Raw genomic sequence first — 5,182 nt, forward strand, 5'->3', positions numbered from 1 at the left:
ATTCCAGGATTTGAAAAATTATTGTATTTTTTATCCAAAAAAGATATAATTTTTTTTACCGGTTAAAAATATATTTAAAAAATATATTTTTTATTTGCGCATATATGTGTAAAGTATTGTTTCGACATCATAATATTTAAACTTATAATTCTCAAGGGGGTATATTGAGCAATGTCCATTTCAAGTACTGTGGAGAAAGATATGAATATTATTACAGGTGAACAATGTTTATCATATATAAATATTTACGGGGAAAATGTAGATGAATTAGTGAAACAATCTATCCACCACATCTTTGAACATGGTGAGAGAATTCAGGTGCGTGCTGGTAAAGCATTGCAATCCTATGGAGTGAATTATATTTTAACTAACCCCAGAAATAGACTTCACTGTTTAAGAACAGGTGCAATAAAGTACCTATGTAGAGAATTATTAGCTTATTTCAATGGGAGTTTAAAGGCATCTGATGGGTTAGCACAAGCATCAAAATTTTGGATGACTCTTGTAGATGAAGACGGTAAAATCAATTCTAACTATGGTTATTATGTTTTTCATGAAAAAGTATCTGGAACTGAAAATCAATATGGGTGGGTTATTAAAAGATTATTAGATAATCCAGATAGTAGACGAGCAATAATTAATATTAACCAAAATTATCATAAAAGTGATACCAAAGATTTTCCATGCACTGTTGCAATGCAGTTTTTTATTAAAAATAATTATTTGCATTGTGAAGTTATGTCAAGAAGTACTGATGTTATAACTGGTTTACCATATGATATGGGGTTTTTCTCTTTTATTCATGAGTTAGTCTTTCAAGATCTAGTAGAACAAAAATATACAAACTTGAAGCTTGGAAATACAGTTATGAAAACATCATTTACTCAAATTTATGATAAAACCCAAAACAAGGCTCTTGAAGTTAGTGAAGGTTTGAGTAGTAATAATATTGAAATGCCTAGAATTGATAACGTTAAAAATGTTTTAAACGATATATACATTGGAACTGAAAACTCGGAGATTATAAAATGGATTAAGAAAGAGGCGAAATTAGACAAATGAAAGTTGTATTAACTTCTACTAATCAAGCAAAAATGAAAGCGGTTTCTGATGTGTTTTCTCATGTTTTTGATGAAAACATTGAAATCATTCCTATTTCAGTAGATTCAGGTGTTTCTGAAACACCGACTAATGATGGAGAGGCCATAATTGGTTGTCGAAAAAGAATTGAAAATGCAAATGTTAGTGATTTTGATTACATAGTATCTATGGAAGGGTTAATTCAAAGTTTTAATTATGGAACATTTGTATATGGAATTGTAGTTATTTATGATAAGGAAAATGGTCATGAGGCAATAGGATGTAGTGCAAAAGTAAGACTTCCAGATAAATTAGCACAAGCAATTAATTCTGAAAAAAAATTAAGCGACTTAGTTCTAGAGATGTATTCACCTGATAAAACTAAAGAACTCTCTCTCATAGGTACAAATGGGGTTATCACAAATGGAATTTTCAACCGTGTCGATGAATTTGATGGTGCTTTAAGAAGTGCTTTAGGTTATTTAATAAATAAGGAAAATTATTCATGAATAAGAATTTTGTAGTGCCTTTATTTTCCCTATTAGTATCTGTAGTGATATGGGGGTACAACTTTGTTGCAACAAAAATTTTATTAGGTGTTTTTACTCCTTATGTCTTAGCGTTTTACTCAACTTTCGGAGCAACTATAGTACTAGTCTTAATTTTTAAAAAAGGATTATTTCAGTACTCTAAGGCAATATTAATAAAGACTTTTTATGCTAGTTTTTTTGGGATATTTTTGTTTAATGTTCTTGTTAATTATGGAATGACAAAAATTTCACCTATTGATGCTTCTTTAATAATTGCCTTGGTTCCTTTGGTTAGTAATATTGTAGACTATATTTGGTTAAAAAATAAATTGCAAGCAATTAATATATTCGCTACATTACTATCTATTTCAGGAGTTATATTGCTGGTTACAAATGGGAACTTTGATATTAACCATTTTAATAAAGGGGCGCTGCAGGGATACCTTATAATGGCATGTGCAGTTTTTTCCTTTGTTATTTATATTACTTTAGGAAAACAAGTTATGACATCTATGAAGCCCACACATTATACTACATGGTGTTTTATATACGGCAGTATGTTACTCGTTTTGCCAGCAAGTTTTTTGGGGGGATTAGCTCCTTATAAATCTTTAAGTTCTGAGCATCTGTTATATTTATCATTTGCCATTATTTTTACAGGAATAATTGCTAATAGCGCTTATAACTATGGGATGGAAAAAACCAATATCATCATTGCATCTTTATTCTCAAATTCTATCCCTATTTTCACCATGTTATTTTCATATTTGGTTTTTAATGAACAAATAACAAATGTAAAATTATTAGCTGCTATTTTAGTTATTTCAGGATTGGTTTTACCTACTGTAAAAAGAAAGAAATGAGTGAGAAAAAATATGAAGTATATTGTATTTGACTTAGATGAAACTATTTTTGATCATAAGCGTGGAGAAAAAGAAAGTTTAAAAGAAATATATAATACAGATTTTAAGGATTTAATCATATCCTTCGGTGAATTTCATCGTACATTTACCAAATATAATAAAATATCTTGGGAACATTTTGAAAAAGGGATACAGAACATTGAGGAAACTCTGTTTAATAGATTTAAGTTGTTATGTGATTTTTATGGAATGAAAAAAGATTTAACGGATTTAGTATCACGATATAGCCATGAATACATTAAACAATGTATTCCATACTTAGGTGCAAACACATTACTCAAAGAATTAGTAAATATGGGATTCTCACTAGCAGTATGCAGTAATGGCATGGAAAAAATCCAAATAGGAAAAATGAATTATCACAACATTAAACACTTTTTTTCTTATTTTCAATTTGGAAGAAATTATCCAGCATGCAAACCGAATCTAGAATTTTTTAATAATTTATTAAAGAATTTGAAAGCGAAGCCGCATGAAGTTTTATTTATTGGTGACTCACTAACAAATGATATTAACCCAGCTAAAGAATTAGGAATGAAAAGTCTACATATTAATGAAAAATATTTAGTAGGTGGTGAATTGCAATGTACTCTAATTTTGGATCAAATACAAAATCAAGTCGTGTTGTCTTAAAGAATACTATATATTATTCGAAAGAACATAAATTCTGCGAAGCCGACATTATAATTTCCGGGAATCATATTGAAAAAATACTCCCTCCAAATTCATTGATGGACGAAAATGGTATTGATGCTCAAAATTTAGTTGTATTTCCAGGCTTAATAAATGCCCATCTACATCCTAGTAAGGAAATATACGGAGGTATGGAAGCTTTTTGTAGTATTAGTGAAATTCTCGACAAGGTACACAAAAACAACCATCTTGAAACGCCTGAATTGCAAAGTTTAGCATCTTTATATTCTATCTTGAAATCTATTAAACAAGGCGTAACCACTTTAGGAATGTTTACAAGTAGAGCTGAAATAGATGCTGAGCAAGCAAAAAGAACGGGAATCCGAACAGTGATTCATTTTTCTCAAAATGATCATTGGATTGGAAAAGAGGCAAATCCAGAAGAATCTTCACTTGGAAAAATTATCCAACGATATTTAGACTGTTCAACTAAATATGAATCGGAATTAATACAAGTTCACCCGGCTACAGCATCAGAACTTACAGCAACCCCAAAATTAATGCAGGAGCTTCATAAACTTGCAACTAAACAAAATAAAAAATTTGTAATGCATATTTGTGAAGGGAATAGCCAAGTGGAACAATGTATAAATCACTATGGGGAATCTGGAATTCAGCTTTTAAATAGACTAAATTTATTAGATTCTTCTACTTTATTAGTTCACGCTGCTACGCTTTCTGAACAAGACGTTAATATTTTGTTAGAACGACAATTGAATTTCATACATTGTCCCGTAAGTAATAGTTTTACAGGAGCAGGTCGTTTCCCATTTAAAGATTTACTACATAATAATATTGGGTTAGGAACTGATGCTGCAATGGTTAACCCTTTTAACTCAATACCTTATGAAGCAGCATTTTCACTTTATTTTCACGGAGATTCGTGTTTAGACAAAAAAGTAGCAACGACTGATATAGTAGATTCCCTTACCCAAAAAAGTGCCTTAGCTTTAGGTATAAACAATTTAGGAACTATAGAAGAAGGAATGCTTGCGGATTTATGTTTTTTCAATAAAAAAAATATATTTATAGGTTCTCAAGAGCCTTCCTTACTATTCATAGATACTATTTTTAAGAATGAACCAATTCACGTTATGATTAATGGGAAATTTATCATGATCAATGGAGATTTTCCTGAGCAAGAATTTAATCAAATTCAAAAAGATTTTATTATGAATAAAAGATTGGAGAGATAGTTTATGAAAAGAGTAGCATTTCTTTTTTCTGGTCGCGGTTCTTTACTTTCAACAGTTCAGGAGTGTTTAAATCATTTATCAATTCCGTCTCAACTTACTTTAGTTATTACAAACAATCCTGAAATTAATTTAAATCAATTAAATATTCCAAAAGATTGTGCTGCTTATTGTATAGATCATAGAAATTTTTCAGATAGACCAGAACATGAAAGAGAGATATCAACATTGCTTGATAAACATAATGTTGATTTAATAGTTTTAGGAGGCTACCGCAGAATATTTAGTAGTGATTTTATTACCAAATATGGTACTAAAACAATTAATACGCATCCTTCACTTCTTCCAGCATTTGTTGGAGATAAAGCTCAATTGAAAGCTATTCAAAAAGGTGTAAGGATTACTGGAGCAACAGTACATTTTATTAATAATGAGGTAGATCAAGGTCCTATTATCACTCAAGCCGCTGTGGAAGTAAAACCACATTATTCTGAGTTTGATTTAAAAGAAGCTATTATTAATGTTGAAAAAAAGGCTTTGGCAAGAGCAGTGAAATTATTCATTGAAGATAAACTGCGAATTGAAAATAATGTTGTTTATATAGATAGCAAATATGAAAATGAACTATTTGTGTAAATGAATTATATAAAAGTAATAAGAAGAAGAATTCATAATAGAGTTCTTCTTTTTTTGAAACAAAAACCATTTATTTATCTATATAACGGAGGAAGACAAATGCCAAAATATATTTTTGTAACAGGCG

At 29.8% G+C, this 5,182-nt stretch carries 6 protein-coding genes; all 6 read left to right on the forward strand.

What is annotated here, in order from left to right; genetic code table 11:
- Positions 1-171: 171 nt before the first annotated feature.
- From V7024_RS24095 to purN, 6 genes are read left to right on the forward strand one after another with little or no spacing between them, the layout of a single operon-like run.
- Positions 172-1,062, forward strand: a complete 891-nt coding sequence (locus V7024_RS24095; RefSeq protein WP_335524596.1) for a thymidylate synthase — start codon at positions 172-174, stop codon at positions 1,060-1,062.
- Entirely contained in the window at positions 1,059-1,589 is a 531-nt protein-coding gene (locus V7024_RS24100) for an inosine/xanthosine triphosphatase (RefSeq protein ID WP_335524597.1), read from the forward strand. The genes V7024_RS24095 and V7024_RS24100 overlap by 4 nt, the downstream gene beginning before the upstream one ends.
- Positions 1,586-2,473, forward strand: coding sequence for a DMT family transporter (locus V7024_RS24105; protein WP_335524599.1), 888 nt, complete (start codon positions 1,586-1,588; stop codon positions 2,471-2,473). The genes V7024_RS24100 and V7024_RS24105 overlap by 4 nt, the downstream gene beginning before the upstream one ends.
- A gap of 12 nt (positions 2,474-2,485) precedes the next feature.
- Positions 2,486-3,166 carry an HAD family hydrolase gene (locus V7024_RS24110; RefSeq protein ID WP_335524601.1) on the forward strand — a complete coding sequence of 227 codons (681 nt, stop codon included), beginning with the start codon at positions 2,486-2,488 and terminating at the stop codon, positions 3,164-3,166.
- Positions 3,118-4,422: an amidohydrolase family protein gene (locus tag V7024_RS24115; protein ID WP_335524603.1), complete on the forward strand. Its 1,305-nt coding sequence runs from the start codon at positions 3,118-3,120 to the stop codon at positions 4,420-4,422. Before V7024_RS24110 ends, V7024_RS24115 begins: the two co-directional genes overlap by 49 nt.
- A 3-nt stretch (positions 4,423-4,425) precedes the next feature.
- Entirely contained in the window at positions 4,426-5,055 is a 630-nt protein-coding gene (gene purN, locus V7024_RS24120) for a phosphoribosylglycinamide formyltransferase (RefSeq protein WP_251228909.1), read from the forward strand.
- Positions 5,056-5,182 lie beyond the last annotated feature (127 nt).

It is taken from the genome of Bacillus sp. JJ864 (genome assembly GCF_036963045.1).
Taxonomy (GTDB): Bacteria; Bacillota; Bacilli; order Bacillales; family Bacillaceae_G; genus Bacillus_A; species Bacillus_A pseudomycoides_C.